Consider the following 25,730-nt stretch of genomic DNA (forward strand, 5'->3'; position numbering starts at 1 on the left):
TATGCCAGCCGTATCAGAAGGACGACCGACCATCAGGGATGTCGCCGAACGCGCAGGCGTTTCGAAGTCCCTGGTGTCGCTCGTGCTGCGCAACTCGCCCAAAGTCAGCGAGGAACGCCGCGCCCTGGTACGGGCTGCCATCGACGAAATGGGCTACGAGATGAACCTCGCGGCCCGCTCCCTGGCCACCCGGGACAACAAAACGGTCGGCGTCCTCGTCAGCGACCTGCACAACCCGTGGGCATTCGACGTCGCGGACGCCGCCCGCAATGTCCTGGAGGACGCCGACCACACGGTGCTGTTCAGCGCGGCGTCGTCCTCCAGGACCGGGGCAGTGGACACCTCGACCCTTCAGGCATACCGCGACCTGCGCGTATCCGGGCTGCTGGTGGTCGGATCCGTACCCGACACCCAGCCCCTCCACCACGCCGCGGGCGGCGGCCCCGTCGTCTTCGCCGGCGGCGGCCCCGACATAGAAAACGCCGACGTGGTGCGAAGCGATGACGCCTCAGGAATCGAGATGGTCGTCGACCACCTTGTGGAACAAGGCCACCGGCGTATTGCCCATTTGGGCGGCCAAGGAGGCTCTGCCGCGCGTGAACGCGAATCCGGCTACCGGGCAGCGATGCACCGGCACGGCCTCGACGCGGAGATCCTTGTCTACCCTGCCACCTATTCAACCGAATCAGGCTACACGGCCGCTCAAAGCGCCCTGGACACCACCCACCGGCCCACCGCCCTCGTGTGCGTCAACGACCTCGCCGCCCTGGGCGCCATGACGGCGGCGGATGAAGTGAACTACGACGTCGCCATCACCGGCTACGACAACATCGCCATTGTCTCCATGCCCCGTCTTTCCCTAACGACTGTTGACCCTGACAGCCAGACACTAGGCGTACTGGGCGCCCGGACCTTGCTGCGACGGGTCACAGACAAAGAACCGGAAGAAGGCTTCTTCCACGACGCGATCCCTCCCCACCTTGTGGTGCGGGACTCGAGCCGGCACGGCATGGGCTAACCGCTGGAATCCCACTTGTAGTCAATCCAGACACTGAACCCCCTGGCACGTTCAAACATGGCCCGCGGCGTCGCCCCGTGAGCGGCAATCCAGATAATGGCGCCGTCGTTCGTCACACCGTCGACCAGTCCGGTCCTGACGACTGAGCCGTCAAGCTTGATCTGTACTTCCTGGCCCAGGACCGGCAGCCAGTCATGCTGGCGATGCATTCGGCGGCCGGTCCCGCCGTCTCCGGCACGGCTATCCGCCTGACCCGTCTTAGCCGGGGTCTCCCAGCACCATGCGCTGGATTGGGCGTTGGGTGAGAACGTCAGCGTGCTCCTGGTCAAAGTCACCAAAACGGGGTGATAAGAATGAAAGCACACTCTGATGGACCGGTCCATTGACAGTTGCGAAGCGGTTCATTTATCGTTGGACCGTTCCACTTCGAGATTTGGCTCACATTGTTGACCGAACTCTGGTCTCGGAAGTGGCAGCAACAACATCGAAGGAGATTCCTGTGGCACAGCGCAACTCGCCGATCCACGGCCTTACCCGGGGCGTGGTGTGACGATGGCTGAATCCTTGCGCCGACCCACCATCCGCGACGTCGCGGAGCGGGCCGGGGTTTCCAAGTCCCTGGTCTCCCTCGTATTGCGTGATTCGCCCCGTGTCAGCGATCTCCGGCGCCAGCGTGTACTACAGGTGGTGGAGGAGCTCGGTTTTGAACTGAACCTCGCTGCCCGGTCCCTTGCCACCCGCGATAACGGCACCATCGGCGTCCTGGTCAGCGACCTCCACAACCCATGGGCCTTTGACGTTGTCGACGCGGCCCGGCCGGTACTCGAAGACTCCGGACATACCGTGCTCTTCAGCGCCGTTACGGCCTCAAAATCGGACAGTGGAGTGGATCTGTCCATTCTCCAGGCGTTCCGTGACCTGTGCGTTGCCGGTCTTCTCGTGGTTGGCAGCATCCCGGACAAAGCGCCCTTCAGCCGGGTGGTTGCAGGCGGTGCAGTTGTCTTCGCCGGAGGAGGCCCCGACTACATCGACACCGCCGACGTCGTCCGCAGCGATGATGCCCAGGGGCTGGGTATGGTCGTGGAACACCTTTTGGATCAGGGCCACGAACACATCGCACATTTGGGAGGCCTGGGCGGTTCGGTGGGCCAGGCCCGGGTGCACGGATACACGGCGGCCATGCAAAGCCAGGGCCTGGCCCGAAACATCCGCGTCATCGAAGCTGATTTTTCCCAGGAATCCGGTTATGTCGCAGCCCACAGGGCTTTGGGGGCACGAGGGACCCGGCCCACGGCGCTGGCCTGCATCAATGACCTCGCAGCCCTGGGCGCCATGACCGCCGCGGACGAGCGCGGACTTGAGATCGCTGTTACCGGATACGACAACATCACCCTCACCGCTATGCCGAGACTGGGACTTACCACCGTGGACCCGGACAGCTCTGCCATCGGCATCGCAGGAGCCAACACGCTCCTGCAGCGCATCCACGGAGAAGGCAACGGGTTCGTCCACCAGCCCATAACCCCGCACCTTGTGGTCCGCAGATCCAGCCTCATCGGGATCTAGCCACCAACCCATCCCCGCAGCACGGCCCCAGTGCCCTTGCTGATTACCCGACACCATCCCAAGGACGACGATGCCTTCACTCACCACCACGCAAACAGTCGTAGCGCTCGGCAGCGTCGACGCCAACCTGGTCGAGCCGGTTCTGGCCGCGAACCAGCAACTCATTCAGGACCCGACGGAAGCGGACCTCGCTCGCGCTGATGCTGCCATCGTTCGGGCAGCCTACAAGGTCGACCGTGAACTTCTGGACCGCATGCCGGCCCTGAAAGTTATCGCCCGCACCGGCGTGGGAACCGACCTCGTTGATGTTGCAGAAGCCAACCGGCGGGGGATCCCCGTTGTCATCACCCCCGGCAGCAACACCGCATCCGTTGCGGAGGGCGTGTTCTCCCACCTGCTCGCACTCGTGAAGAAGCTTTCGCCCCTCACATCCCTGGTCCGGGAAGGCCGTTGGGCCGAGCGCTCCTCGGTGCGGGTGGGTGACCTCGAAGGCTTCACGCTGGGCATTATCGGGTACGGCCGCATCGGGCGGCGCGTGGCCCGCATCGCCGAAGCCTTTGACCTGAAAGTCCTGGCCTACGATCCTTTCGCTGACGTTCCGGCAGAGATCTGCCGCAACTCCGTGGAGGACCTCTTGGCCGACAGTGACTTTGTGACGCTGCATGTGCCGCTGACCGCCGAGAACCGGAACCTCATCAACGCCGAGCGGATCGCCGCAATGCCGCGCGGGGCCGTCCTGATCAACTGCAGCAGGGGAGGACTCGTTGACCTTGACGCAGCCCACTCCGCCCTCGCCACCGGGCATCTGGGTGGTCTGGGACTGGACGTGTTCGACCCCGAACCCCCCGTCCACCACCCCGTCTTTGACTTGGACAGCGTCGTTCTGACACCCCACCTGATGGGGTTCACTGAGCAGGGAATGGCTCACACCGTCCGTGACGCAGCCCAAGGTGCCGTCGACGTTCTCGCCGGCCGGGCACCAGCGGCGGTGGCGGCACCATGACTGTCCGGGTCGGCATCATTGGAGTCGGGGCCATGGGGGCTGAACACGCCCGCATCCTTCGCAGCAGCGTCGCCGGCGTTACTGTCAGCGCAGTTGCCGATGCCGCATATGACCGTGCACAGGCGGTCGCCGCGGAAACGGGTGCACGAAGCTTTCGGTCGGCAGAAGAGCTCATCGCTTCACCGTTCGTCGATGCAGTCCTGATCGCATCACCCGACAGCGCCCATACCGCTCAGGTCAGCACCTGCCTGGATCACAAAAAGCCGGTCCTCTGCGAGAAACCGCTGGCTCCCACCGTTGCCGAATGTGAAGAGCTGATCGCCCGGGAAGAGTCCCTGAACCGTGGTGTCCCGCTCATCTCCGTGGGCTTCATGCGCAGGTTCCATCCCGCGTACCAGGACCTCAAACAGCAGTTGCGCGAAGGGTCGATCGGCCAGCCCCTGCTGACCCGCAGCTCGCACCGGAACGTACGGTCCTACCCCGGCGGCGATTCAGCGGCCACCATTACCAACTCGGGTGTTCACGACATCGACACCACGTCCTGGCTGCTCGATTCTCCGATCGAATCCGTCAGCTGGCATGCTCCCCGCAGCACCGGCCTTGACCCGTCCCGTCAGGATCCCCAGGTCTTCCTTCTCCGGGCCGCCAACGGAGTGCTAAGCACTGTCGACGTGTTCCTCAACGCACGCTACGGCTATGACGTCCGGTGCGAGATCATCGGTGAACTCGGCAGCATCGAACTCGCGCCGCACCAAGGACCGATAGCGAACCGTGCACTGGGGCGCTCCCAGGGTTACGCGGAGGACTGGATTCCCGTCTTCAACAACGCCTACCGGCTCCAGGCACAGGCTTGGGTGGATGCGATCGCCTCCGGCCGCCGGGCGCCCCTCGCCACTGCCCAAGACGGTCTGAACGCCCTGCGCGTCGCCGAAGCACTCGTGCAGTCCATGAACGGCGGCGGCATCACCGTCGCCGTCAGCAACGCCACCCCGTCCGGCAATTCCCTGCCCGGCGGTACCCAAGGAAGGAACCTCTCCCATGTCCAGTGAACGACCGCTCAAAGTTGCCTTGTTCGGATCAGGGCGCATCGGCCAAGTCCACGCCCGCAACATCCTCGCCAACCCGGAGCTTGAGCTGGTGCTCATCGCTGACCCCTTTATCGAGGGTGCGCAGAAGCTCGCCGAGGGCACTGGCGCCCGTGCAGTTGCCACCGCCGATGAGGTTTTCGCCGAGGACGACCTGGACGCCATCATCGTCGGTTCACCCACCAACACGCACGTTGACCTGATTTCCCGCGCCGCTGCCCGAGGTGTCGCTGCCTTGTGCGAAAAGCCCATTGACCTTGACATCGACAGGGTCCTGGCCTGTCGGGACAACCTCCGCGGCAGCAACACCCCGCTGATGCTCGGCTTCAACCGCCGCTTCGACCCCAACTTCGCATCAGTTCAGGCCCGTGTGCAGGCAGGTGAAATCGGCCGGCTGGAACAGCTGACCATCATCAGCCGCGACCCCGCACCGGCCCCGGCGTCCTACATCGCCGGCTCCGGCGGCATCTTCCGGGACCAGAGCATCCACGACCTGGACATGGCCAGGTTCTTCGTCCCTGACATCGTCGAGGTCTCCGCGACCGGCTCCAACCTCTTCTGCGACTACATCGAAGAATTGGGCGACTTCGACTCTGTTGTCATCAACCTCCGCGGTGCCCGCGGCGAACAAATCACCATCATCAACTCCCGCCACAGCGCCTTCGGCCATGACCAGCGCCTGGAAGCCTTCGGCAGCGACGGGATGCTCACGGCCGGGAACCTGACACCAACCAGCGTCCGGAAATACACGGCAGCCGGCGCCGAAGGAGCAGATCCCTACCTGCACTTCTTCCTCGAGCGCTACGCCGAAGCCTACCGGCGGGAACTGGAAGGCTTCGTTCAGTCCATCCGCCAGGGCATCGCCTGCAGCCCCGGCTTCGAAGACGGGCTCGAAGCTCTGGTCCTGGCCAACGCTGCAGAAGAATCCGCGCGCTCAGGCCGCGTCGTCAAAATCGGAAAGGATTAACCAGGTGAACAACCCATTGCTCAAAGACAAAGTCGTCCTCATCAGCGGAGGCACCCAGGGACTCGGTGCAGGCATAGCCCTGCGCGCCGCAGCCGAAGGAGCAGCCGGGGTCGCAGTCACCGGCCGCAACGCCGATGCCGGGGAAACGATCGCAGCGGAACTGCGCAAGGCCGGGACTGAGAGCCGCTACATCAAGGCCGACCTCACCGACGTCGAACAGGCGCGCAACTCAGTACTGGAAACCATAGATGCGTTCGGAAGCCTCGACTGCACTGTGAACGCTGCCGGACTCACCACCCGCGGCACCATGCTGGACACCTCGCCGGAGCTCTTCGACGCCCACATCGCGGTGAACCTGAAATCCCCGTTCTTCATCATGTCCGAAACCATCAAGCACCTGCGCGACAGGGGAGCGCCCGGGAGCATCGTCAACATCATCTCCATCGCCGAACTGGGCGGCCAGCCCTACCTGGCACCCTACGTTGCGGCGAAGGCAGGACTGGCCGGCCTGACCCGCAACGCCGCCCACGCCCACCGCTGGGACAAGATCCGGATCAACGGCCTGGACATCGGATGGACCGCAACCGACGGTGAAGCTGAGACCCAGAAACGCTTTCACGGCGCCGGCGATGACTGGCTGGAAAAAGCGAACGCGTCCATGCCCATGGGCAAACTCGGGCAGGTCGACGAAATCGCAGAATTCGTAGTCTTTCTCCTCTCGCAAAGGAGCGGAGTAGTCACCGGTTCCGTCATCGACTGGGACCAGCAAGTCATCGGAGGATCAGATTGAGCACCATCACCAGCCGCCTCGCCGCAGCCCCCATCTCCTGGGGTGTCTGCGAAGTACCCGGGTGGGGACACCAGCTGGGAGCGGACAAAGTCCTCTCCGAAATGACCGCACTGGGCATTAGCGCCACCGAATTCGGACCGGCAGGTTTCCTGCCCGAAGAGGCCGCTGAACGCGCCGACGTGCTAAAGCGCCACAACCTACAGGCCATCGGCGGGTTTTTTCCGGTCCTCCTCCACGATTCCGCCAACGATCCGATGGCGGCCGTCGCCGCCGAACTCGAAGCGTACGAGGCCGCCGGAGCCTCCGTCATGGTTCTCGCCGCCGAGACCGGCGTCGCCGGCTACGACCAGCGCCACGAACTCGACGGCGACGGCTGGGACCTGTTCGGCCGGAACCTCGACGCCATCGTCAAGGCCGCCGCCGACAAGGGCATCCAGGCGGTCGTTCACCCGCATGTCGGAACCATGATCGAGAGCACCTCGGACGTCAACAGAGTCCTGAACGACACTGCGGCGAACCTGTGCCTCGACACCGGGCACCTGCTCATCGGCGGCACCGACCCGATCCAGCTCGTCCGGGAGTACGCCTCCCGGATCGGCCACACCCACCTCAAAGACGTCCGCAAGGCCGTCGCCGCCCGGGTGCAGAACGGCGAGATCTCCTACACCGACGGGGTCAAAACCGGAATGTACGTCCCACTGGGCCAAGGCGACGTCGGAATCGGCACCATCGTGAAGGACCTGATCAAGGCGGGCTACCCCGGTTGGTTCACCATGGAACAGGACACCATCCTCGGCACCGAACCCACCGGGGAAGGGCCCGTGGGCGACGTCCGCCAGTCCGTTGCGTTCCTGCGCGCGCTGGAACAGGAGCTGGCGCCATGACAGCGGTACGCTGGGGCGTCCTGAGCACCGCCCGCATCGCAGAGGACCGCTTCCTGCCGGCCATGCAGAAGGCGCGCAACGCCGTTGCGACAGCCATCAGCAGCCCGAACGGACGCGCCGCGGAGGTGGCGGAGCGGTTTGGTATCGCCACCGCCTACAAATCCCATGAGGCGCTCCTGGCCGATCCCAACATCGAGGCCGTCTACATCCCGTTTCCCAACAGCCTGCACGCGGACTGGATCGTCACCGCAGCCGAGGCCGGCAAGGACATCCTGTGTGAAAAGCCGATGGTGTCGAGCCTGGAGGATTATCAGCGCGTTCGCCAAGCCTGTGCGGCTAACGGGGTGACCCTCATGGAAGCGTTCATGTACCGTTTCCACCCACAGCACCAGAAGGTCCGGGAGTACATCGACTCGGGAAGAATCGGGCAGCTGGTCTCCATGCACGCCCGCTTCCACTTCGTCATGAACCGCACCAAGTCCGAGGTGCGGCTACAACAGGACATGGACGGCGGCGCACTGAACGACGTCGGCTGCTACGCCATCGACATCATGAACATGGTCATGGGACGGGCCCCCCACAGCGTGTACGGCAAGGGGACCAGCCGAACTGACCCCGTCGAGACCTCCGTCGCGGCGATCCTGGACTACGGGGACGTCCTGGGAACCTTCGACTGCGGTTTCGAAGGCCCGCGCACGCACACGTTCCAAATCATCGGCACCGAGGGCCAGATCACCCTCGATAAAGCATTCGACCCCGACCCGTCGGAAACCGCCTCCGGGAAAGTCACCTACCGGGACGGACGCACCGAATCCTTCGAAATCGGCGACGACCAGTTCAAAACCGAAATCGAACGGTTCAGCGCCTGGGTACGCAACTCCGGACAGGAACTCGTCCACAAAAGCCTCACCGAAGAAAACCTCGCCGTCCGGTTGGCCCTGCATGAATCCCTCGCTTCCGGCCTCCCACGTTTGGTCACAGACGTCCACACCGTCGAATACCACCTATCCCAGGAGCAATAGAAATGCCTGTCATCAACCACTTCATCCGCGGCGAAGAAGCCGCAGGAACCGGCACCGACACCAAGCCGATCTACAACCCCGCCACCGGCCAGATCACTGCCGAGCTGCGCCTGGCCACCCCGGAAGACCTGGGGCACACGGTCGCAATCGCCAAGGCAGCCGCCGAGAGCTGGGGCGACACCTCCCTGTCCAAGCGCACCAACGTGCTATTCAAGTTCCGCGAGCTCGTTGCCGCCCACGTGGACGAACTCGCAGCACTGATCACGGCCGAACACGGTAAGGTCCTCTCCGACGCCAAGGGCGAAATCGGTCGCGGCCTGGAGGTCATCGAGTACGCCTGCGGCATCCCCACGCTGCTCAAGGGTGACTACTCCGATCAGGCCTCCACGGGCATCGACGTCTTCTCCTTCCGTGAGCCCATCGGAGTGGTCGCCGGCATTACGCCGTTCAACTTCCCCGTTATGGTGCCCCTGTGGATGGCGCCGATGGCCATCGCCACCGGCAACGCCTTCATCCTCAAGCCCTCCCACCGGGTACCCTCAGCCGCGATGCTGCTGGCCAGGCTCTTCCAGGAAGCCGGCCTGCCCGACGGCGTATTCCAGGTCCTGCACGGCGACCGCGAAGTCGTCTCCGGTCTGCTCAGCCACCCGGACGTGGACGGGATTTCCTTCGTCGGCTCCACACCCGTGGCAAAGCACGTGCTGGAAACCGCCACCAAGCACGGCAAACGCGTCCAGGCCCTGGGCGGGGCGAAGAACCACGCCATCGTGCTGCCCGACGCCGACCTGGACAACGCCGCCGACCACCTCGCCGCCGCCGCGTTCGGATCAGCAGGCCAGCGTTGCATGGCCATCTCCGTCGCCGTCGCCGTCGGGGACGCCGCCGACCTGCTGGTCAAGAAGGTCGAAGAACGTGCCGTTGCCGTGAACGTCAACAACGGCACCGAGCCCGGCGCCGAAATGGGCCCGGTCATCAGCCCTGAATCCAAGGAATTCATCGTCAAGACCATCAGCGAGGCAGAGAAGGCCGGTGCAGCCATGGTGGTTGACGGCCGCGACCTCGTGGTCCCCGGCCACGAAGACGGCTTCTGGGTCGGTCCCACCGTGATTGACCACGTCAAGACGGAAATGAGCGCCTACACCGAGGAAATCTTCGGTCCAGTCCTTGTCGTGGTCCGCGTCGAGGACCTGGAAGAGGGCATCAGGCTCATCAACGCCAATCCCTACGGCAATGGCACTGCCATTTTCACCTCCTCCGGTGCTGCCGCCAGGAAGTTCCAGCGCTCAGTTGACGTGGGAATGATCGGCATCAACGTCCCGCTGCCCGTTCCGGTGGCTTACTACTCCTTTGGCGGCTGGAAGGCCTCACTGTTTGGGGACAAGCACATCTACGGCCCCGAAGGCGTTTCCTTCTACACCCGCGGCAAGGTCATCACCTCCCGCTGGCCCGAAGCGGAACACGCCTCCGGCGCCTCCTATAACTTCCCCTCCAACTAAGCACCAAGCCGGGGTGCTGCAGCAACTTGCTGCGGCATCCCGGCTTTGTCTGTTCGCTGCCCGGCACAAACGATGCACTCGCAGTTCGACGGTTAGCACCGCGGTGCGGGAGCCTCCAGGGTGACAGCTACCGCAGCTGCGAATCGATGCATCGGCCCGGGGGCACTTTTCAGCGGCAGTCCCGTGCCGCCATGCCGTACAGCCGTGATCTCAGCGAGGATGGATAACGCCGTTTCCTCAGGTGAGGACCCTCCCAGATCCAGTCCGAGAGGAGAGTGGAGTCTGCCCAGATCAGCTTCGGAGACGCCTTCCGCGGTCAGCAGTCTTGCGCGCCGGGCGACTGTCGAGCGCGCTCCCATGGCACCAACGAACCCGACGGGCATGCCCAGTGCAATGCGCAGCGCAGGGATATCCAGCCGCTCGTCGTGGGTCAGGACGCACACCGCGGTCCTGGCGTCAACGTCCGCGTCCCGCAGTGAGGACAGGTATTCGTCGGGGAAGGCGACGACGAGCCTGTCGGCGTCGGGAAATCTCGATGCGGTCACCAGCAGCGCCCAGGGGTCGCATATGGTGACGGCGTAGCCGGCAGCGGTCGCGAGCCGGCACAGCGCTGCACCATGTTCGCCCGCCCCAAGGATAATGAGTCGGGGTCGCGGAGACCGCGACAGCACGAGCAGATCTCCTGGTTCAGCTGCGTCGGCAGCATATCCCGAGGGCAGGAGTATGTTTTTGCGGAGAGTGACGGCATTGGGCGCATAAAGCTCGGGATTGGGGAGGACTTTCCCTCGTTCAGGGCCTGACGTGACGATTCCAAGGGAGACTGGCTGTCCTTCGACGGCACGACCCAGCAGGGCTATATGGTCCTCGTTGATCGCGTATGCGATGACGTCAACGGTTCCGCCGCAGGCGAGTCCGGCGGCGTGGCCGGCCGCATCATCGAAACCGAAACGGGCGCACCGTGCCACTCCGTCGTGGAGCACGGAGATGCCGAGCATCGACGCGTCGCTTTCGACGCATCCGCCGGAGATCGACCCGACGATTGCCCCGTTCTGCGTAACTGCCATTGTGGTCCCTACACCGTGCGGTGCGCTGCGGAGGACCCGGGTGACCGAAACGGCGGCGACGTTCTCTCCGGAGCGGAGGATGGGGAGGAGTCGTTCTGCCAGCTCTAACATGCGGACCTTCTGCTTGAAGTCATAGAACTTTGTCCAGGGTGATCGGCAGATCAACGACTCTCTTTCCTGTGGCGTGGCGAATCGCGTTGGCGATGGCAGCCGGGACGCCGGTGACGCCGATTTCTCCGAGTCCGAGTAGCCCCAGGGGAGAGTGTGGTTCCGGTTCGTTGAGGAAGTGGACGTCAATGTGCGGCACGTCGGCGTGGACGGGGACGTGGTATTCGGACAAGTTGGGGTTGACGATCCTGCCGGTGCGGTGGTCGATAATGGTGTGCTCCGACAGGGCCATGCCGATGCCCATGATGATGCCGCCGCGGAGTTGGCTCTCGGCGGTGCGCGCATTGAGGACGGTGCCGACGTCGAACACGCCCATCCACCTCGAGATCCGGACCTCGCCGGTGTCGGCGTCGACCCTGACTTCGCAGAACTGGGCGCCGGTGGCGGCCTTGGGACGCCATCCGACGTCGCGGACGGTGCGGGCGAGGAACGCCGGTATGTTGGGCTTGTAGGCAACGTCGACATGCTCCCGGCCGGCGGCGGCGAGGATGTCGGTGTATTTGTGTCCCTTGGCGCCAGAGTACAGGCCGCCGTCGTGGGCCTTCAGCTCCGCGAGCTTGCGGCCTTTCAAGCGCGAATCGGCCTGCCTTTGGGCCAGAATGAGGACGGCTTGCTTGAGCTTGGTGCAGGCGGCCAGCACTGCGGAGGTGACGCTGGCGGTCTGGACCGAACCAAACGCGGGAGAACCCCAAGGCAAGTCGGTATCCCCGTATTCAACCCGCACGGATTCCAGCGGTACTCCGAGTTCGTCTGCTGTAACCTGGGTTTGGACAGTTGGTGCGCCCATGCCCATCTCCTGCATGGCGCAGCGAACAACTACGGTGCCGTCGGCGTTAAGTCTGATCGCGACGCTGGCGGTTAGTTGCATGGCCGTGTGGTGTGCGGTGGCGACCCCCATGCCGACCAGCCACCGGCCATCGCGCATCGCACCGGCGCGTGGTTCCCGCTCTTTCCAGCCGAACCGTTCGGCGCCCAGTGCGTAGGCGTCGCGAAGCTTGCGGTGGGTGAAGACTTTCCCGCTGACAGGGCCCCGGTCCGGCTCGTTGATCATCCGCAGCTCGATCGGGTCCATGCCTATTTCCCAGGCAAGTTCATCGATGGCCGACTCAAGCCCGAAGCTGCCGATTGCTTCCCCGGGTGCGCGCATGAACGTGTTGCTCACCAAATCGAGCTTCACGCTGCTCTGCTGCAGGTGGATGTTCGGGGCCGCATACATTTCGTGGGAGACTTCGGTGATCCGTTCGGGCATGCCGCCAACTCTGCCGGTCCTCGACACGCTCGTGTGCACAATAGACGCCAGACGGCCGTCGGTCCCGGCGCCCAGCGCGACCCGCTGGATGCTGGCAGTTCGTCCGCCCACGGTGTGATAGACACCTTCCCGTGTCAGTGCAAGGCGGATGGGGCGTCCCGTGGCGCGGGCCGCCAACACTGCCAGCAGAGTGCCCGCCCACGGCCGCGCCTTGCCCCCAAAACCGCCGCCGACGAACGGGGACAGGACCCGTACGTTGTCCTTGGGGACTCCGAACCGTTTCGCTAATTGTCCCTGCACTCCGGTCAGGCTCTGGGTGCCCTCATGAACGGTCAACTTGTCACCGTTCCATACTGCAGTTGTCGCGTGCGGTTCGAGTGCGTTGTGGTTGTACTGCGGTGTGCTGAACTCCAGATCCACCGTAAATGGGGCCGTGGCCAGTGCGCCCAGGGCGTTGCCCTTGTCGGCCTTGCCGGTCATGAACGGGATTCCCTTGTCCGGGACCGCATTGGGCACCTCGGAGGCAAAGTCGACCTTCGCACCCCACTGCTCGTAGGACGTTGTGACCAGGGATGCCGCGTAGTTTGCCACCTCGGGTGTCTCGGCGACGACGACGGCGATGGGCTGTCCGTTCCAGTGCACCTCGTCGGTGGCGAGGTAGTTTACGGACGTGCTGATGGCGATGGAGCTGATGTCGAAGGGGCTCAGATTGCCTGCGGGCTTCATGCGCGGTGCGTTCTTGTGCGTCAGAACAGCGACGACGCCGTCCACTGCCTGCGCTTCAGAGGTCTCGATGGCGAGGATCCGGCCGCGGGCGATGGTGGCGTAGACAAGAGCAGCGTAGGCCAGGTCCGGGTACGAGTGCTCGGCGGCGAACCGGGCCTGGCCGGTGGTCTTCCCCGGGCCATCAACGCGTGGGATCGAACGGCCAACGTACTTCCCGCCGGTGGCTTCCGCAGTGTGCACAGTGTCGTCGAGGGTCATCGGTTGACTCCAGCAAGACTCAGTTCGCGCAGCACGGCCACGATCGTAGCCTCGGCGAGCCTGACCTTGAACGCATTATCGGCGTGCACCCTTGCGGGCGCGAGCTCAGCTTCCGCTGCGCGTCGATACGCCGATTCATCGGCCGGGCCGCCGAGCAGAAGACGTTCAGCCTCCCTGGCCCGCCATGGCTTGGCGCCCACGCCGCCCAATCCGAGCCGGACCTCGGTTACCTTGTGGTCCTCCACCTGCAAGGCGGCAGCAACCGAGACCAGAGCGAACGCATAGGACGACCGGTCCCGGACTTTACGGTAGGTCGAGCGGGCGCCGAGCGGCGGTGGGAGCTCGACGGCGGTGATAAGGTCTCCCGGCACGAGGCTGTTTTCGAGATCAGGGGTGTCTCCGGGCAACAGATGCAGGTCGGCAATCTCGATGCGTCGTACCCCTGCTGGCCCGTTGACGTGGATCACGGCCTCGAGGGCCGCCAAGGCGACGCACATATCGGAAGGGTGCGCGGCGATGCAGCTGTCGCTGACGCCGAGGACAGCACAATTGCGGTTGTACCCTTCGAGTGCATCGCAACCGCTTCCCGGTCGCCGTTTGTTGCATGCGGCTGTGGTGTCGTAGAAGTAGGGGCAGCGGGTCCGCTGGAGCAGGTTGCCGCCCACTGTTGCCATGTTGCGCAACTGGCCCGAAGCGCCGGACAACATCGCCTCGGACAACACCCGGTAGCGTGACCGGATCCTCGGGTCGGCGGCGAGTGTACTGTTCCGCACGAGAGCCCCGATGCGGAGTCCACCGTTGGGCAGCTCCTCGATGGCGTCCAGGGGCAGGCCCGTGATGTCTACGACATGGTCGGGTAGTTCAATGCCCTCACGCATCAGGTCGACCAGGTTGGTTCCCCCTCCGAGGTACTTTGTCCGAGGAGCGGCACCGGCCGGGATCGCAGATTCGAAGTCAGGTGGTTTGACGTACGTGAAGGGCTTCATCAGCTCTCCGTCCCTGCGACATCCTGGATCGCCTGAACAATTCCGTTGTATGCACCGCAACGGCAGACGTTCCCGCTCATCCGTTCCCTGATCTCATCCGCGGTCGGCGTGCCTGGAGGGACCTGCTCCGTTTCGGTCAGCACGCTGGGCATCCCTGACCGGTACTCGTCCAGCATTCCCAGAGCCGAGCAGATCTGGCCCGGCGTGCAGTAGCCACACTGAAATCCGTCGTGCCGGATGAAGGCCTCCTGGATCGGATGGGCGACTCCTTCGATCGTGGTGATCTCGCTGCCGTCGTAGGAGATGGCCAAGGCCAGACAGGCATTGATCCGGCGACCATCGGCAAGCACCGTGCACGCACCGCACGCACCTTGGTCGCAGCCCTTCTTCGGGCCAGTCACCTTCAACCTGTCCCGCAGCAGGTCCAGCAGGCTCACCCAGGGCTCGACGTCCACGTACTCGACCGAGCCGTTGAGTTTGATCTGGATCTCCGTCATGTGATCTCTCCCACATCAACAAGCTAACAGGACGCAGTTCTTCTAACAAGAGAATGGTGTTCTTTTATCGGGTTTGTCGTAGGCTGATGCCGACATGACACGGTCGGCATTCCTCCGCGCCCGGCGGCCGGAGCAAAAACAGCAGCGACGCGAGGCGATCCTTCACGCCGCCAGGAACCTTGCCACCGGGTCCGGTGTGCGAAACGTCAGCCTCGGCGCGGTTGCTGACGCCGTCGGCCTGGCGAAGTCAAACATCTCGCGCTACTACGGCACGCGGGAGGAGATCTATCTTGAGCTCCTCACCGAAGAATGGCAACGGTGCGCCCAGACCCTCACCGCTCGGCTCGAACACGCCCACGGCACGGAAGCTGCCGTCACCGCCCTTGCCGCAACCATGACGGAGCGCCCGTTGTTCTGCGACCTGCTCAGCCACCTGCCCACCAGCCTCGAGCTCAACATCTCCGTTGCAGCCGCACGTACGTTCAAGCACGTGATGCACGATCATTTCGCGGCGATAGGGGCCGCGTTAGCGGGTGCCACAGGGCTAACCGAGAGCGAAGGCAGTGAGCTCGTCGCCGCCGGCGCAGGGATGGCCGGCCTGCTCTACCGGGCAGCCAACCCACCCTCCGTTCTCGCCCAGGTCTACGCCCAGGACCCCGAACTCGCCGCCACCCGTCCGGCATTGCAGCCGGCCCTGGTCCGGATGCTGATGGCCCTCGCCGCAGGGCTGCCCACACTCCGGCACGCTCATGAGGGCCGTGGCGGTTAACGTTCGGGCGTCTTGAGCGCCCACACTTCGCAGAGTCCCTCCTCGCGGGAAAGTGAAAGGCAAGGGTGCTGGTCTATTGGTGTTGTCCCGTGAGGTAACGCTGGATGGTCGGGGCCACCTCGTCCATCAGGGCGTCCCGGGGGAGTGCGCTGATGGCGGGCAGTTTGATGATGTAACGGGCGACGGCGATTCCCAGCAGGTGTGAGGCGCAGATGGCCAGCCGCCGGATCCTGTCCTCGTCGAACCCGGGGAGGATCTCCTGGCTGAGCAGGCGCGCGCCGAGCACTTCGCGAAGCATGGCGGCAGCCCGGTCCGAGGTGGTGGCGGAGCGCACCAGAGCCTGGAGGACGGGCTGGGTTTCGGGATCCTCCCACAGCTTCAGGTACGTGTCCGTGACGCGCCGGCCCAACTGGGCGGGGTCACCGGTCAGGGCGTCCACGAGCCGCTGGGGAATGGCAGTCCGGTCGGCCACGGTAGAAGCAAAGAGAGTCTCCTTGTCCCCGAAAAAGTGACGAATGAGCGCCGGATCCACCCCAGCGGCAGCGGCGATGGCTCGGATGGAGGCACCGTCAAAACCGAGGTCCGCGAAGAGATCCCGGGCAGCGTCCAGGATCGCATCCCGGGTGCCACTGTCCCCGGTCCGCCGGCCGGTGGGCCGCTTACGTGTGTTCTGTCCAGATTCGGTCACCCATCCACGCTACTCTACATCCGAGGATTTCCTCATTCGTGGAATTAAAGTACACTCGCAGTATTCACCTTCGGAAGGACGCCGTATGGCCGCTATAACCACCCCACCGCCGCACACCAAGTGGCCTGTTGCCGCCCTGACCGGCGTCCTTGCGTCGGTGCTGCTCGCCGTCGTCGTCCTGGCCTTCCTCTGGCCCAGCAAGACCGCTGAAACCCGCAACCTTCCGGTCGGCATCACGGGGCCGGCGGCGTCGGTGGCCGCTGTCGAGAATGCGGCGAATGCGAGCGGAACGTTCGACTTCGTTGCCGCCGACGACCGCGCCGACGCCGTGGACCAGATCAAGAAGCGCGAGACGTACGGTGCGATCGTCCTGGGTGCATCGCCCACGGACGCACCTGAGGTCCTCACCGCTCCTGCCGGAAGTGCCGTGGCGGCCCAGATCCTCAACGGGGTGGCCACCCAGCTGCAGGCCCAGCGGGCACAGCTGATCACGGCCGCGGGCGGCAACCCGGCCACAGCCAAGGTGACTGTGACCGCCGTCGCACCTTTGTCTGCAAGCGATCCCGCCGGTACCGGGCTGGCCGCGGCATCCTTCCCGCTGGCCATCGGCGGCATGATGGGCGGCATCATCATTTCTCTGCTGGTGGTGGGGGTGATCCGGCGGTTGGTGGCAGCCGCCGGGTTCGCCGTGGCTGCCGGACTGGTGCTGGCATTCATCATGCAGACCTGGTTCCAGTACCTGCTGGGCGATTTCTGGGTCACGGCCCTGGCCATGGGCCTCACCATGCTGGCAACATCCGCGTTCATCATCGGCTGCACCTCCCTCCTGGGCCGGGCCGGCATCGGGGTGGGCGCGGTAGTGACCATGTTCATCGGCAACCCGCTCGCCGCCGCAGCAACGCCGTGGCAGTTCCTGGCGGAACCGTGGGGTGCCATTGGCCAGTACCTGGTTCCCGGTGCGTCCGGCGCGCTCATCCGGACGCTGAGCTATTTCCCCGACGCCAACACCGCGCAGCAATGGTGGACCTTGGTCGCCTGGGTAGTGGGGGGTGTGGTTCTCGCGCTCGTGGGGCATTTCCGTGCCCAGCCCAGCATGCACGTCCCGGAATCCACCATCGAGCACGAATCGGCCGCACCCAGTGCAGCCGAACGCGGTGCTGTGGCCTAGCAGAGCTGCCGCTCGCCCCTCCACCGCGACGCGGGACCGCCTCATCAACGGTCATCCCTGCTAATGAAGCATGCCCAACCTAATGAAGCATGCCCAACGAACCCAGGAATGAGAACGGACAAGGGAGTTCTCGCAGCTACTTCCACTCTCGTGCTTTGTTTCCGATAATGAAGGTTCAGTCAAGCTGTGGAGGGGCCCGCTCGTCAGGTTGGGGTGTGCTCGTGCTGGGCAGGACCTTGGTGCCTAGCTGAGTCAAAGCTCTGAGGCTCGATCGAGAAGCTGGCCTTTGAACGGTTCCACCGGATTCCCCGCCATGGGTGGGATTCAAACGTTCTTCGCCCCGGGTTAGCCCGCAAAACCGCCCTTCGGCGTCGCTGCACCACTACATCACCACGGGCCCAACCCCGCAATCGGAGACCGACAGATCATCATCCGCTAACCAACCTGTTTAGGCAGTACAGCTGATATGTAGATTCCGTTGTCAAGGGCATGGCGAAGCCAGTCCCGGGGGGCGTCCTGGGACTGGCTTCCTTTTGTTAGTCGGAGGGAGGCAGTGGCTCGGTGGTTAGCGTTTTTCGTGATTGAGCCCTGGGACCGGGACACTCCAGAGGAATGCTCGGTAGGGACCAGGCCCAGATAGGCGCCAATCGTTGAACCGGTAAACCTGTCCCATTCACCAATCTCCACCGCAAGACCAAACGCAGTCAGCGTGGAGATCCCGCGCAGGCACTGCAGCGACCGGACAACGGGGGTGTATTCGCTTGCGTAGGCGATTGATGTGATCGCCCGATCGAGGCGGTCACGGCGGTCAGAGATCTCATGCATCGCTTCCAGCGATGACTCATAGGTCAGTTGCCGCGCGGGGGCGTCGAAGTGCTGGCGGGGCAGCCATAGTTCGTGGGTTCCAGTCCAGGCCTGCCCGCCGGAATATACGATGCCCTGACGCAACAAGAGCTTGGAGATCCGGTGCCGGCAGCGCATGAGGTTCCCCGCGGACATCCTCACGGGAACGGACCAGATCCCGGGCTGCTTCCTGTTCCACCGGGGGAACCTGGACCGCGGTGATCTCGCCGAGTTTGAGCAACCGGGCCAGATGCAGGGCATCCCTGGTATCGGTCTTTACCCGGTCGCCGGACGGGCGCTGAAGCTTCGACGGGGCCGCGACCCCTGTATCGATCCCGGCGGAAAGCAGGAATCTGGCTAACCCGAAACCCGGCGGGCCGGCCTCGTAAACAACCTTCGCCGGCGGAGGAAGCGAAACGATCCAAGCAAGAATCTCATTCCGGTCCGGCGTCAAACGATGCCGGAAAAGTTCGCCGGTCAGACCGTCCAAGGCGCAGGCTACGGCAGTTCGGGCAGGACGTCCAGGCCAACGCTTGTACGCTCGAACATAGCTGGAACCTCCGAATTTCAAATGTGGCTCTACCTGCCGCCAAGTGTGGCAGGCAACCCACGTCTTGCTTTGAAAAGGAGGTTCCAGCCTTCTGGAACACAGTCCCCCGAGGGGCCCCTTCTGATAGAGGCCATCAGCGCCCGGTAAAGGAGCCGGAGCGCCGAACCCTCTTAAGTCAGCCCTATCGAACAGGGCGCTCCCGGGTCCGGAACGGGCGAAAATGGCCTTCAGAAGGGGGCCCGACCAGCGGCGCCACTCCTTCACCCATATCGTCTAGACCAGCTGTGTTTCGATTCCCCTTGACCGGGCGGTGGCGAGAAGCTCGTCCAAGATGGACGGGCTGAGTAACAGGCCTGTGCGAAGGTTGTTATTTCTCTTTCGGGCTTCGAGATCGCCCGGCATCAGAACGCTTTCGTACCCCGTTGCGGGGGTGCTGTCCCGTGTTTGGTGCTCCCGGATTGTCATGCGGTTCAGGAATGCGCTGAGTGGAGTCATCGCGGAAATATCCAGCGCTATGAAGAAGTGCCCCAGCAGTTGAGGGGCGGAATCGCCGTACATGCGTGGCATGTCAGCGCCGAAAGAGGCTCCGTTCAGGACTCCGGCGAGTATGTCCACCATGATGGCCAGGCCCGATCCCTTCGGTCCAGCCATCGGCAGGAGCGTGCCGTCCAGCGCGTCTTTCGCGTCTGTTGTCGGGTGCCCGCTGGCATCGAGGGCCCATCCCAGAGGGATTGTTTCGCCATTTTTTGCCGCGACAATGATTTTTCCCCGGGCCTGAGCGCTTGTGGCCATGTCAAGGACAACTGGGGGGCCGTTCTTCGTGGGGACGGCGATGGAGATCGGGTTCGTTCCCAGGGAGGCGTCCTTGCCTCCGAATGGAGCCATGACAGGGGAGCTGTTCGTACCGGAGATGCCGATCATGCCGGCCTCTGCAATCTTCCTGGTCCAGTACGCGGCGGTTCCGTTGTGATTGGAGTTGGTCACGCCAACCCAGGCTGTACCTACTGCACGGGCCTTATCGATGGCAATCTCAACTGCCTTTTCGGATGCGACTTGGCCCCAGCCATTGTTGGCGTCAAGGAGCGCGGTTCCCGCGGTTTCAGCGACGACGGTGAGGTCTGTTTTTGGATTCACGAGGTTTTGGTCGAGGCGGGCAAGGTAGTCGGTGACACGGGAGACTCCGTGGGAATCAAGGCCGATGAGGTTGGCGTCAACCAACGACGTGGCAATTACTGACGCCTCATCGAACGGGACTCCGGCCGCAGTGAATACATCGGTGCAGAAGCTGGTGAGAATTCCCGCGTCGATGGTGTGGGTTTCGTTCTCAGGCATTTCTACCCTTTCGCATTTGATTGGTCCTACGGAAGCATGACCGGCCACTGTGGCTCACGGTCCTCTGCCACGGCAATGATTCCCTGGGCTGCGTGGACAGCCATCCGGATCATTGACTCGTTGTTGTGGGCGGCCATGTGTGGGGTAAGCAGGACGTTGGTCAGGTGCGTAAGCGGGTGGCCAACCGGCAGTGGTTCTTCCTCGAAGACATCCAGCCCAGCACCCCGCAACTTCCCCGACAGGAGGGCATTCTCGAGGGCCTTTTCGTTTACTACTTCGCCACGGGAACAGTTAATGAAGTAGCTGCCCGGTTTCATGAGGTCAAACCTTTGTGCATCGAAGAGCCCCCGGGTTGCGGTGGTAAGTGGCACGTGGACGCTTACGACGTCGGCCGTGGTCAAGAGATCTTCCAGTGACACGACCCTGATGGCAGGGTCAAGATTTGTTGCATCGACATAGGGATCAAATCCCACAACGTTCATGCCGAGGCCGATTGCAGCGCGGGCGGCCACTGCCTGGCCAATTTTGCCGAGGCCAACCACACCCAGGGTTTTGTTGGCCACTTCGATGCCGTATAGCGAGTTGCGTGCTTCGAAGTTGCCGCGGCGCAGTTCGTTGTCACAGGCTATGAGGTTTTTTGCCAGAGCGAGGAGAAGCATCAGTGCGTGTTCGGCCACCGCGACAACATTCGCTTCGGGTGCATTGGTGACAATGATGTTTTGCTCGCGGCAATAGTTCAAATCAATATGGTCGACGCCGACTCCGTGGCGGGAGATCACCTTTAGATCCGGTGCAGCTTCCAAAACCGCTCTGGGCAAGGGCAGCGTGCGCGTGAGGACTGCCTGACAGGTGCTGATGTATTTCCGCAGGGTGGGGATGTCCGTGCCCGACGGTTCCACGACCACATGGCCAGCCGCCTCAAGCAAGGCGAGACCTTCGTGAGCAACCTTCTGGGGGACCAGGACACGTAGCGTCACGAGGCGGCCTTGGTCAGCTCGCGGCCAACAAGCGCACCAAGGAAGCCCTGGACCAACGCGCGGTCGTCTTCACTGAGGGTAGAGATCGGGGGCCGGACGTCCCGACTGCACAGGCCCAACTGCGCGAGGGCCTCCTTGACGACGCTGACGTTGTTCTCGGAGTTGTGGCGGGCCCGCAGTTCTTCAAAAGGACGGATGATGGCCCAAATTTCCATGACTCTGTCCCGGTCACCCAAGCGAAGGGCCTCCAACATGTCCAGCGACAGCTTTGGGGCGAGATTGACAAGGCCGGAAGTGAACCCGGTCGCGCCGTATGCGAAGTAGCCCGGCGCCGAGCTCTCAGCGAGTCCTGCAATCCACACAATGCCCCTGCTCTGACATCCCTGCATGACCGTGGCGAAACGAACAGGGTCAGGGACCGCGTACTTGACGGCGACGAGGTTAGGGGCGCGATCGGCCAAGCTGTTCACGTCACTGCCTTCGATAACGGGATTGCGCAGGTAGGTGACGACCCCGAGTTCCGGAACAGCAGACGCGATTGCCACATGATAGTCAACCCAGCCTGAACGACTTACATAGGGATGCACGGGCTGATGGATCATGATGGCGTCGGCCCCTGCCGCCCGGGCATACTCGGCGGCCTCGATCGCTTGGGGGACGGGTCCGCCGACACCTGCCACGATTTTCGCTTTGGTTCCCACAGCTTCGACGGTCGCATCAAGGACCTGGCGCGTCTCGGCCGGGCTCAGGGCGTAGTACTCGCTGGTGTTGCCGTTGGGGGTCACAACGTCGATTCCGTTGTCGACCATGTTATCCAAGACCCTCTTGTAGGCCGGCCCATCAACTAGGCCGTCTTCGGTGAATGGCGTAACGGGGATGGCGACAATTCCGGCCAGGACTGTGCGCAGGTGATGCAGATCCATGAGTGACCTTTTCGTTCGGCGGTAATATCTCATATACTAGATACGGCGCAGCATATCGTCAACGCGGTAGGATTGTCGGAACCGTCTACGCGTCGAAGGAAGTGCCGCCTTGGCTGAAGAAACAGGCCCGATTGCCCGGAAGCTCGATGCACCGCAACCGCGTATCGATCAGGTTATTGCCGAAATCCGAACCGCAATTCTTACCAGGCGCCTGGCGCCTGGACAGGCGCTGGTTGAAACCGAGCTTGCCCGGGCTATGGGAGTGTCAAAGACGCCGGTACGGGAGGCACTGAAGATCTTGTCGCAGTCGGGCCTGGTTACCTTCGTCCCCTATAAGGGTGCCTCAGTGACGATAGTGGATGAAGAATTTATTCGATCGGTCTATGAAGTGCGGTTGCTCCTCGAGCCGGAGGGAGTCCGACGTTCCGTGAATCAGAACGTCAAGCAAAGCCACCAACTGGCTGCAGACCTTCTTGCCCAGGCCAAAGAAGCGGCAATGGCCGATGACCGCGGAACGCTGAGCCTCCTGAATCGACGCCTTCACGCTGAGCTGTACGCCCACTGCGGAAACCCGATCCTGATCAGCATCCTCGAAAACGTGAGGGACCGGGCAGCCTTGATCAGCGTGGTGGGCTGGGCAGGTTCCCCCACATGGCAGATCGAGTGGCAGGAACACGCAGCGGTCCTCGATGCCGCAATGGATGGCGACGGCGACCGGGCAGCCGAGCTTCTCCGCGCGCATATACAGGGCTTCTTCGACCGAACCCTGGCCTCATTTTCCTCAACATAGGATTGCCGCGGGCGCGGGGCCCGCTTCCTCCACGGTCACCCTTCACGCCTTTGTGGCCGGCATCGAGCATCTCTTGGGCCGCAGGGAGGAACACTGGCCAGGCCCCTCATATATCATGTACTATCTGAGAAAGCGGTTCCTCCGGTTGGGTTGAAGAGACCAAGTTCGGTCTTCAGACATGCCGTTCCACCTTTCGGTTCCCTTTCCGCAGTTCCTCAACAATGGCATCAACGACGGCCACAACAGGCGCGGCTTTTTCTTTCCCAATCCCCATCCGCACTATCCCAATTCAGCAAGATCGAAGAAGATCGGAGTACACAGTGCCACTCTTTTCCCGCCCTGTCCCTCATGCCAATTCCGGTAGAACGAGTCCAGCAGGCGCTGTCTTCCTGCGCAGGACCCGCACAAGTGGCTTCGTCGCGGCAGCAATTGCGGGCGTTTTGACCTTGAGCGCCTGCGGTGGGGGAGCCCCCGCAGAGAGTGCCGACGGTAGTGTCGAGCTCAGGTTTTCCTGGTGGGGTGGGGACAAGCGGGCCCAGCTGACCCAGGACGCCATCGCCGCCTTTGAGGCAGAGAATCCCAAAATCAAGATCAAGCCTGAATACGGCGACTGGGGCGGGTACTGGGACAAGTTGGCGACCCAGGTAGCGGCCAATGATGCCCCGGACATTATCCAGATGGACGAAAAGTACATCACTGAGTACTCCAGCCGTGGCGCCCTGCTGGATCTCTCCAAGTACGAGATTGACACCTCCAAGTTCGACGAAGCGGTGCTGAAGGCGGGGCAGAGCGAAGACGGCCTGACTGGTATCGCGGCGGGGATAAACGCGGGTACGATTCTCGCCAACCCGGCGGTGTTCGAGGCAGCCGGCGTGCCGATGCCCGATGACAAGACATGGACGTGGGATGACTTTGAACGGATCTCAGCGGAGGTAACGCAAAAGTCGCCGGCGGGGACCTACGGGGCGGCCGCCTACACCAGCGATGAGATAGCGCTGGGTGTCTGGCTTCGACAGAACGGCAAGTCTCTTTACACCTCGGATGGTGAGCTTGGCTTCGAGCCGGGGGACATTGCAAAATACTGGGAGTTCCTCAAGCAGCTGAGTGAAAAGAAGGCGGTTCCCACCGCTTCCGAGATAGTTGAGGAGGAGGCAACGCCGTTGGATCAAAGCGGACTGGCCAAGGGCAAGAATGGCCTTGGCGTGTGGTGGTCCAACCAGCTGCCGGCTTTAGAGAAGGCAGTCGGGGGCGAGCTGGAAGTACTGCGCTTTCCGTCCAAGACCGGCGCGGCTTCGGACGCGAAGCTTTGGTACAAAGCGTCACAGTTCTGGTCGGCTTCATCCCGTACCAAGCACCCAGAGGAAGTCGCGAAGTTCATCAACTTCCTCGCGAATGATGTCAAGGCCGGGGAGATTCTACTAGCGGACCGTGGAGTGCACCCCAACTCAGAGGTGCGTGAAGCGATCTCCAGCAAGCTAACGCCGGCCGACAACAAAGTGATCAAATTCATCGACCAAATCAAACCCGAACTCGGCGAGGCCCCGGTCCCGCCGCCCAGGGGTGCCGGCTCCATCCAGGAAATCGCCAAGCGCTACTCCTCCGAGGTCCTGTTTAACAGGCTGACGCCGGAAGAAGCAGGCCAGAAAGCAGTGAACGAGATGTCAGCTGCCATCAGCAAGTAACCTCATCTGCAGCAAGTAGCGCGCCACGCACGCGTGCCCCGAAAGGATCCAAACAATCCGTTCGGGGCACTTCGTGTCATCGGGGCATACTGGTGCGTTGAAGTTGTGGTTCTTGTCCGAGGAGGTTCACAACGATGACTCTCAGCCCGCGTCTTAATCACTGTAGTGCCCGTCGACTTGATACCGCGTCTCGCGGTGTGGGCGAAGGAGCTGGCTACAACGCGGGGAGGTGCAGTTGGCTCCCTTGACAACGGGCTCACGGCCTAGTTCGTCTAATACTTTCGTGTAAACCGGGTTTCCGGGGCCAGCTCCAACGCCGCCGACGACGTTGGTCCTGTCGGGTCTTCGTGGCTCGGGCAGCGGCGGGCGGGACATGACCGCGTAGGGCTCTGCCGTTGGTTTATCAAGGTTCAGCTCGGTGCACGCGACGATCTCTTTTGGAAGTTAGGAATGACAGAGGCTACCCAGAACAGACTCAGCGGACGGCCCAGGCTGAACCTTGCCCAACAGCTAGTCGAAGTACTCATGGCCGACATCCGATCCGGGGTCCTGAGGCCTGGGATGAAAATGCCGTCTGAGAGCGCCCTCGTAACGCGCTTTGGGGTCAGTAGAACTGTGGTGCGGGAAGCAGGTTCCCGGCTTCAGGCGGCAGGCCTGGTTGAAAGCCATCAGGGAAAGGGATCATTCGTGCTCATGGTCCCCCCTGATCACCGTGCCGGAATCAAGCCGTCCGTCGCGAACAAGCCCGACGATATCGCTGAACTAATCGGGCTCCGACTGGGCGTCGAGGTTGAGGCAGCCGGGCTTGCCGCGGCGGGACGCTCCGATGCTGAAGCTGACAGCATAATCAGGGCGGCCGCGGCGTTGCGACGCATTCCTGCGCAGACGAGTCAGTTGCTGCAGGCGGACTTCGACTTCCACCGGCAGATTTCCCGGGCAACTGGCAACAGACTTTATGGCGAACTGCTTGAATCTTTTGGACCGGCTATGATCGCATATCCTGCCCATCGGCTGCCACCCCTTGACCAGACAAATCACATTGGGCCGGATGAGGTCATCTGCCGGGAGCATGAAACCATTGCCGAGGCTATTGCTGATGGCGACGTTGACTCGGCCCGAGCTGCCATGCGACTGCACCTGGCCGGCACCCGCAATCGACTCTCCCGCAACGAGTGACCCAGACGCCAACGAAAACGCCATGCGCGTGGCCCGCCTGCACACCGGTCGCG

23 protein-coding genes and 2 pseudogenes are annotated in these 25,730 nt (G+C 63.1%); 15 read left to right on the forward strand and 10 right to left on the reverse strand.

Going from position 1 to position 25,730, the window contains the following annotated elements:
* Position 1 precedes the first annotated feature (1 nt).
* Positions 2-1,018, forward strand: coding sequence for a LacI family DNA-binding transcriptional regulator (locus BACI348_RS01385; RefSeq protein ID WP_159823613.1), 1,017 nt, complete (start codon positions 2-4; stop codon positions 1,016-1,018).
* Here the strand turns inward: BACI348_RS01385 and BACI348_RS01390 are convergent.
* Positions 1,015-1,227 carry a hypothetical protein gene (locus tag BACI348_RS01390; protein WP_159823614.1) on the reverse strand — a complete coding sequence of 71 codons (213 nt, stop codon included), beginning with the start codon at positions 1,225-1,227 and terminating at the stop codon, positions 1,015-1,017. The genes BACI348_RS01385 and BACI348_RS01390 overlap by 4 nt on opposite strands.
* A gap of 343 nt (positions 1,228-1,570) precedes the next feature.
* Here BACI348_RS01390 and BACI348_RS01395 point away from each other — a divergent pair, with 343 nt between their 5' ends.
* The 8 genes from BACI348_RS01395 (at position 1,571) to BACI348_RS01430 (ending at position 9,831) form a co-directional block, all read left to right on the forward strand.
* The gene (locus BACI348_RS01395) at positions 1,571-2,584 is read left to right on the forward strand and encodes a LacI family DNA-binding transcriptional regulator (protein WP_159823615.1); all 1,014 of its coding nucleotides are present in this window, start codon (positions 1,571-1,573) and stop codon (positions 2,582-2,584) included.
* Between the two features lie 70 nt (positions 2,585-2,654).
* Entirely contained in the window at positions 2,655-3,587 is a 933-nt protein-coding gene (locus tag BACI348_RS01400; protein WP_159823616.1) for a hydroxyacid dehydrogenase, read from the forward strand.
* Positions 3,584-4,636 (forward strand): Gfo/Idh/MocA family protein, encoded by a 1,053-nt coding sequence (locus tag BACI348_RS01405; protein ID WP_159823617.1) that lies wholly within the window; start codon positions 3,584-3,586, stop codon positions 4,634-4,636. Before BACI348_RS01400 ends, BACI348_RS01405 begins: the two co-directional genes overlap by 4 nt.
* On the forward strand, positions 4,626-5,639 hold the full coding sequence (gene iolG / locus BACI348_RS01410; RefSeq protein ID WP_159823618.1) for an inositol 2-dehydrogenase: 1,014 nt from the start codon (positions 4,626-4,628) through the stop codon (positions 5,637-5,639). The genes BACI348_RS01405 and iolG overlap by 11 nt, the downstream gene beginning before the upstream one ends.
* A 4-nt stretch (positions 5,640-5,643) precedes the next feature.
* The gene (locus BACI348_RS01415; RefSeq protein ID WP_159823619.1) at positions 5,644-6,429 is read left to right on the forward strand and encodes an SDR family oxidoreductase; all 786 of its coding nucleotides are present in this window, start codon (positions 5,644-5,646) and stop codon (positions 6,427-6,429) included.
* Positions 6,426-7,313, forward strand: coding sequence for a sugar phosphate isomerase/epimerase family protein (locus tag BACI348_RS01420; RefSeq protein WP_159823620.1), 888 nt, complete (start codon positions 6,426-6,428; stop codon positions 7,311-7,313). Before BACI348_RS01415 ends, BACI348_RS01420 begins: the two co-directional genes overlap by 4 nt.
* Positions 7,310-8,335, forward strand: coding sequence for a Gfo/Idh/MocA family protein (locus BACI348_RS01425; protein ID WP_159823621.1), 1,026 nt, complete (start codon positions 7,310-7,312; stop codon positions 8,333-8,335). Before BACI348_RS01420 ends, BACI348_RS01425 begins: the two co-directional genes overlap by 4 nt.
* Positions 8,336-8,337: 2 nt before the next feature.
* Positions 8,338-9,831 (forward strand): CoA-acylating methylmalonate-semialdehyde dehydrogenase, encoded by a 1,494-nt coding sequence (locus BACI348_RS01430; RefSeq protein WP_159823622.1) that lies wholly within the window; start codon positions 8,338-8,340, stop codon positions 9,829-9,831.
* Between the two features lie 92 nt (positions 9,832-9,923).
* On the opposite strand, the gene BACI348_RS01435 is transcribed toward BACI348_RS01430, so the two are convergent.
* The 4 genes from BACI348_RS01435 to BACI348_RS01450 are packed head-to-tail and all read right to left on the reverse strand — an operon-like array spanning position 9,924 to position 14,779.
* The gene (locus tag BACI348_RS01435) at positions 9,924-11,006 is read right to left on the reverse strand and encodes an XdhC family protein (protein ID WP_159823623.1); all 1,083 of its coding nucleotides are present in this window, start codon (positions 11,004-11,006) and stop codon (positions 9,924-9,926) included.
* 19 nt (positions 11,007-11,025) lie between these two features.
* Entirely contained in the window at positions 11,026-13,296 is a 2,271-nt protein-coding gene (locus tag BACI348_RS01440) for a xanthine dehydrogenase family protein molybdopterin-binding subunit (protein ID WP_159823624.1), read from the reverse strand.
* Positions 13,293-14,282, reverse strand: a complete 990-nt coding sequence (locus tag BACI348_RS01445) for an FAD binding domain-containing protein (protein ID WP_159823625.1) — start codon at positions 14,280-14,282, stop codon at positions 13,293-13,295. Before BACI348_RS01445 ends, BACI348_RS01440 begins: the two co-directional genes overlap by 4 nt.
* Positions 14,282-14,779 (reverse strand): 2Fe-2S iron-sulfur cluster-binding protein, encoded by a 498-nt coding sequence (locus BACI348_RS01450; RefSeq protein WP_159823626.1) that lies wholly within the window; start codon positions 14,777-14,779, stop codon positions 14,282-14,284. Before BACI348_RS01450 ends, BACI348_RS01445 begins: the two co-directional genes overlap by 1 nt.
* 94 nt (positions 14,780-14,873) lie before the next feature.
* On the opposite strand from BACI348_RS01450, the gene BACI348_RS01455 reads away from it, so the two are divergent.
* The gene (locus tag BACI348_RS01455; protein ID WP_159823627.1) at positions 14,874-15,548 is read left to right on the forward strand and encodes a TetR/AcrR family transcriptional regulator; all 675 of its coding nucleotides are present in this window, start codon (positions 14,874-14,876) and stop codon (positions 15,546-15,548) included.
* Positions 15,549-15,621: 73 nt separating this feature from the next.
* Here BACI348_RS01455 and BACI348_RS01460 read toward each other — a convergent pair whose 3' ends face one another.
* Complete coding sequence (locus tag BACI348_RS01460; protein WP_159823628.1) at positions 15,622-16,236, reverse strand: TetR/AcrR family transcriptional regulator; 615 nt, start codon at positions 16,234-16,236, stop codon at positions 15,622-15,624.
* A gap of 85 nt (positions 16,237-16,321) precedes the next feature.
* Here BACI348_RS01460 and BACI348_RS01465 point away from each other — a divergent pair, with 85 nt between their 5' ends.
* Positions 16,322-17,404, forward strand: a complete 1,083-nt coding sequence (locus tag BACI348_RS01465) for a hypothetical protein (RefSeq protein WP_201298351.1) — start codon at positions 16,322-16,324, stop codon at positions 17,402-17,404.
* Between the two features lie 555 nt (positions 17,405-17,959).
* On the opposite strand, the pseudogene BACI348_RS01470 reads toward BACI348_RS01465, so the two are convergent.
* The 4 genes and pseudogenes from BACI348_RS01470 to BACI348_RS01485 all read right to left on the reverse strand — a co-directional run.
* Positions 17,960-18,796 (reverse strand): annotated as a pseudogene (locus tag BACI348_RS01470) (IS110 family RNA-guided transposase); the annotation flags it as partial.
* A 274-nt stretch (positions 18,797-19,070) separates the two neighbouring features.
* Positions 19,071-20,129, reverse strand: coding sequence for an Ldh family oxidoreductase (locus tag BACI348_RS01475; protein WP_159823629.1), 1,059 nt, complete (start codon positions 20,127-20,129; stop codon positions 19,071-19,073).
* Positions 20,130-20,155: 26 nt separating this feature from the next.
* Entirely contained in the window at positions 20,156-21,106 is a 951-nt protein-coding gene (locus BACI348_RS01480) for a hydroxyacid dehydrogenase (protein WP_268892323.1), read from the reverse strand.
* Positions 21,103-22,029, reverse strand: a complete 927-nt coding sequence (locus BACI348_RS01485; RefSeq protein WP_159823631.1) for a dihydrodipicolinate synthase family protein — start codon at positions 22,027-22,029, stop codon at positions 21,103-21,105. Before BACI348_RS01485 ends, BACI348_RS01480 begins: the two co-directional genes overlap by 4 nt.
* 109 nt (positions 22,030-22,138) lie before the next feature.
* On the opposite strand from BACI348_RS01485, the gene BACI348_RS01490 reads away from it, so the two are divergent.
* From BACI348_RS01490 to BACI348_RS01500, 4 genes and pseudogenes are all read left to right on the forward strand, one after another.
* Positions 22,139-22,819, forward strand: coding sequence for a GntR family transcriptional regulator (locus BACI348_RS01490; RefSeq protein ID WP_236557341.1), 681 nt, complete (start codon positions 22,139-22,141; stop codon positions 22,817-22,819).
* 320 nt (positions 22,820-23,139) lie between these two features.
* Complete coding sequence (locus BACI348_RS01495) at positions 23,140-24,501, forward strand: ABC transporter substrate-binding protein (RefSeq protein ID WP_442858520.1); 1,362 nt, start codon at positions 23,140-23,142, stop codon at positions 24,499-24,501.
* 450 nt (positions 24,502-24,951) lie between these two features.
* Positions 24,952-25,179, forward strand: a pseudogene (locus tag BACI348_RS21050) (winged helix-turn-helix domain-containing protein); the annotation flags it as partial.
* Positions 25,180-25,194: 15 nt separating this feature from the next.
* A complete protein-coding gene (locus BACI348_RS01500; RefSeq protein ID WP_236557666.1) occupies positions 25,195-25,677 on the forward strand; it encodes a FadR/GntR family transcriptional regulator in 483 nt (160 codons plus the stop codon).
* Positions 25,678-25,730 lie beyond the last annotated feature (53 nt).

The sequence above is a fragment of the Arthrobacter sp. 9AX genome, assembly GCF_902506095.1.
Taxonomy (GTDB): domain Bacteria; phylum Actinomycetota; class Actinomycetes; order Actinomycetales; family Micrococcaceae; genus Arthrobacter.

Excerpts from the sequence above, each read along its gene's own strand:
- BACI348_RS01385 (WP_159823613.1), top strand. The coding sequence starts at position 2 with ATGCCAGCCGTATCAGAAGGACGACCGACCATCAGGGATGTCGCCGAA.
- BACI348_RS01390 (WP_159823614.1), bottom strand. The coding sequence starts at position 1,227 with ATGCATCGCCAGCATGACTGGCTGCCGGTCCTGGGCCAGGAAGTACAG.
- BACI348_RS01395 (WP_159823615.1), top strand. The coding sequence starts at position 1,571 with ATGGCTGAATCCTTGCGCCGACCCACCATCCGCGACGTCGCGGAGCGG.
- BACI348_RS01400 (WP_159823616.1), top strand. The coding sequence starts at position 2,655 with ATGCCTTCACTCACCACCACGCAAACAGTCGTAGCGCTCGGCAGCGTC.
- BACI348_RS01405 (WP_159823617.1), top strand. The coding sequence starts at position 3,584 with ATGACTGTCCGGGTCGGCATCATTGGAGTCGGGGCCATGGGGGCTGAA.
- iolG (WP_159823618.1), top strand. The coding sequence starts at position 4,626 with ATGTCCAGTGAACGACCGCTCAAAGTTGCCTTGTTCGGATCAGGGCGC.
- BACI348_RS01425 (WP_159823621.1), top strand. The coding sequence starts at position 7,310 with ATGACAGCGGTACGCTGGGGCGTCCTGAGCACCGCCCGCATCGCAGAG.
- BACI348_RS01430 (WP_159823622.1), top strand. The coding sequence starts at position 8,338 with ATGCCTGTCATCAACCACTTCATCCGCGGCGAAGAAGCCGCAGGAACC.
- BACI348_RS01435 (WP_159823623.1), bottom strand. The coding sequence starts at position 11,006 with ATGTTAGAGCTGGCAGAACGACTCCTCCCCATCCTCCGCTCCGGAGAG.
- BACI348_RS01440 (WP_159823624.1), bottom strand. The coding sequence starts at position 13,296 with ATGACCCTCGACGACACTGTGCACACTGCGGAAGCCACCGGCGGGAAG.
- BACI348_RS01445 (WP_159823625.1), bottom strand. The coding sequence starts at position 14,282 with ATGAAGCCCTTCACGTACGTCAAACCACCTGACTTCGAATCTGCGATC.
- BACI348_RS01450 (WP_159823626.1), bottom strand. The coding sequence starts at position 14,779 with ATGACGGAGATCCAGATCAAACTCAACGGCTCGGTCGAGTACGTGGAC.
- BACI348_RS01455 (WP_159823627.1), top strand. The coding sequence starts at position 14,874 with ATGACACGGTCGGCATTCCTCCGCGCCCGGCGGCCGGAGCAAAAACAG.
- BACI348_RS01465 (WP_201298351.1), top strand. The coding sequence starts at position 16,322 with ATGGCCGCTATAACCACCCCACCGCCGCACACCAAGTGGCCTGTTGCC.
- BACI348_RS01475 (WP_159823629.1), bottom strand. The coding sequence starts at position 20,129 with ATGCCTGAGAACGAAACCCACACCATCGACGCGGGAATTCTCACCAGC.
- BACI348_RS01485 (WP_159823631.1), bottom strand. The coding sequence starts at position 22,029 with ATGGATCTGCATCACCTGCGCACAGTCCTGGCCGGAATTGTCGCCATC.
- BACI348_RS01500 (WP_236557666.1), top strand. The coding sequence starts at position 25,195 with ATGGTCCCCCCTGATCACCGTGCCGGAATCAAGCCGTCCGTCGCGAAC.